The following is a 2,821-nucleotide window of genomic DNA, read 5'->3' as shown; positions in this document are numbered from 1 at the left end:
CGGGGTGCTGCGCCAGACCGACCGGCCGGTGCCCCTGCCGCCGTCGCTGCCCGCTTGAACCTGTACTCCGTGAGGCGCCGCGCTCGGGTGAGGGAGCCCGGCCCCGCCCCTTCCTTTGCCGTCGCTGCCGGTTTGAGCCTTCGCTCCGCGGGGTGCTGCGCCAGACCGGCCGGCCGGTCCCCACCGCTGCCGTCGCTGCCCGCTTGAACCCCCGCCCCGTGAGGCGCGCGCCCGGGCGACCGCCTTCGCCCCGCCCCTACCTGCGCCGTCGCCGCCCGTTTTGACCTTCGCTCCGCGAGATGCCGCGCCCGACCGGTCGGCCGCGGTGCTCGACCGCGATGTCCGGCCCGGACGGGCCGGTGCTCGGGCTTCGGGCGGGCGTCGCCGAGCGCCGGGCCGGCTTCGGAGGCGGCCTCGGTCGGGGGCGGCCTGCCTCCAGAGGGAGGACGGGAAACCGGCCCGCCGGGGTCTTCGACCACCGGCACGGCCGTCCCGCCTTCTTGCCCCCGCTTTCAAGCACTCTGGTGGTGAACGCCCTGGATGCGCACCTGATCACTGAGTCGCACGCTGAAGATCATGGCAGAGGAGCACTGGTGAACGCCGATGAATCTGCCGGCAGAATTCAGCCCCGGCAGGCCCTCGACGAGAAAGACGGGAGAAAGACGGAAAGAGCGGGCGCCCTCTTCCAAGGCACCCGCTCTTTCTGCGACGAGGCGGCGCTACTCCTCCTCGGACTTCTCCTCGGACTTCCCCTCGACACTCTCCCGGGGCCGCTCCTCCGGCCGCCGGTCGGCCTCGGGGCTCTCGGGGGCCTCAGCGGCCTCTTCGTCCTCCGGCTCGGCGAAGTCGGCCGCGTCCTCGGCGTCCGCCCACACCAGGCCGTCGTCGACCGCGACCAGCTCGACGCCCTCGATCTCGGCGAGGCGCTCGTCCGCGTCGGTCACGCCCTCCTGGTCCACCGCGGAGGCGCGGGCGAAGTACTCGCGCGCGTCGTCCTCGCGCCCCAGCTCCTGGAGCACGTCCGCGTAGGCGTAGAACAGCCGGGCCACCCACGGCCGGGCACGGCGCTCCTTGAGCTCCGGCACCTGCAGCTCGACCAGGGCCGCCTCGGTCTCGCCCATGTCCCGCCGGGCGCCCGACGCGACGATGCGCAGCTCGATGCGGTCCTCGACGTCAAGCTTCTCCGCCTCGGGAGAACGGGTGAGCTCCAGGGCGCGCTCCGGCCGGCCCAGCCCCCGCTCGGCGTCGGCCATGATCGCCAGGAACGCGTTGCGGCCGGTCATCCGGCGCGCGGTGCGCAGGTCGGAGAGGGCCTCCTGCCACTTCCCGACGTTGTAGGCGGCGACCCCGGCGGCCTCGCGCACGGCGGCCACCCGGGACGCCCGGCGGCGCGCGTAGGCGGCGTGCTCGTAGGCCTTCTCCGGGTCCTCCTCCAGGAGGCGGCCGGCCATCACCATGTGCCGGCCGACCACCTCGGCCAGCGAGCGGGGCAGCGTCGCCAGCTCCTGGCGGACCTCGCTGTCGAGCTCCCGGTCGGTCACGTCCTCCGGCAGGCGCGGAGCGATGTCCTTGGGGTCCCGCTCCCGGTCCGAACGCTGCGGCCGGTCACCGCGCCGGTCGAACCCGCGGCCACCGCCGCGGCGGTCGTCCCGCCGGTCATCACGGCGCCCGCCACGGCCCTCGAAGCGCCGCCCGCCCCTGCGGTCGTCCCGGCGCTCACCTCCGCGACGGTCGTCCCGCCGGTCATCACGGCGGTCGTCCCGGCGGTCGTCGCGCCGCGCCTCGCCGCGGTCGCCACGCCCTTCGAAGCGCCCCTCACGGCGCTCGCCCGAGCGCTCGTCGCCGTCCCGGCCGCCGCGTCCACCGCGGTCGTCCCGCTTCTCGAAGCGCCGTCCGCCGCGGTCATCGCGCCCGCCGAACCTGCGCTCCCCTCGTCCGCTTCCGCCGCGACCGGCCGCACCACGACCAGAGCCACCGCGGAATCCGCGTTCGCCCTGGCCCCGTCCCCGGCCGCCGGATCCCTCCGAACGTCCTCCACGGTCCTCGGGCCCGGAGCCGCCCCGGCCCCCTGATCGGGTGTCGTCAGTCATGCGTCCGTCCGTAAGCACTCAAAAGCGCCGCCACGAGCCGCGGCAGCGCACAAGGATTCCCAGAGATCCCACTTTACGTCATCAGCCCTGCTTCCACGCCCGTTTCGTCCCTGCGCGAGGCGCCGCAGGCGCCTCCGCCGGCGGCTCTCCGAGCCTCTTCACCTCGGAAACGCCCCTCTGGAGCGCCTCCCGCCCCCTCGGGGGATCTTCATCACCCGACCCGGGCACGGGAGGCGAGTACGAGAGGCGACCACAGAGCCGGCACCGAGCCACCCCCACAGCTACGGGGCAAGCACGAGGCTCCCTGAATTCCTTCTCCGGGACCCCTCTCACCCGCCGAACCGACACCCGGCGCCATTACTTCGAGAAGGCCGGCGATTCACCGAATCAGACGCCCCGAACAGACTCACAGCCGTCCGACATCCCCTGGCAGAGACTCAACTTCAAGAGTTTCACATGTTCACAAAGAAAGGCGTGAAAAAGGGGCGGACCCGACCGGGCCCACCCCTCCACACAAAAAGAAATGCGGCGGCGCCCTACTCTCCCCCCCCCACCATGGAGGCAGTACCATCGGCGCAGGGAGACTTAACGACCGGGTTCGAAAAGAGACCGGGTGTGACCCTCCCGCCATGACCACCGCAAAACAAACGATCCGCGGACCCCCACCACCAGCCGGACAAACCAGCCCCGGCAGGGGAAAAAAACAGTGTGCGCGAACACCCAGCATCTGC

The 2,821-nt window shown here is 72.7% G+C and carries 2 protein-coding genes and 1 rRNA gene; all 3 read right to left on the bottom strand.

What is annotated here, in order from left to right:
* Positions 1-719 precede the first annotated feature (719 nt).
* Positions 720-1,541 (bottom strand): tetratricopeptide repeat protein, encoded by an 822-nt coding sequence (locus tag D459_RS37270; protein ID WP_017596709.1) that lies wholly within the window; start codon positions 1,539-1,541, stop codon positions 720-722.
* Positions 1,538-1,975 carry a hypothetical protein gene (locus tag D459_RS37265; RefSeq protein ID WP_241485166.1) on the bottom strand — a complete coding sequence of 146 codons (438 nt, stop codon included), beginning with the start codon at positions 1,973-1,975 and terminating at the stop codon, positions 1,538-1,540. Before D459_RS37265 ends, D459_RS37270 begins: the two co-directional genes overlap by 4 nt.
* 638 nt (positions 1,976-2,613) lie before the next feature.
* Positions 2,614-2,731 (bottom strand): 5S ribosomal RNA (rrf, locus tag D459_RS0130120).
* Positions 2,732-2,821: the final 90 nt, after the last annotated feature.

The organism is Nocardiopsis potens DSM 45234, from assembly GCF_000341105.1.
GTDB classification, from domain to species: Bacteria; Actinomycetota; Actinomycetes; order Streptosporangiales; family Streptosporangiaceae; genus Nocardiopsis_A; species Nocardiopsis_A potens.
Note: the sequence above shows the minus strand (reverse complement) of the source record. Positions and strands in the feature narration are given on the sequence as shown.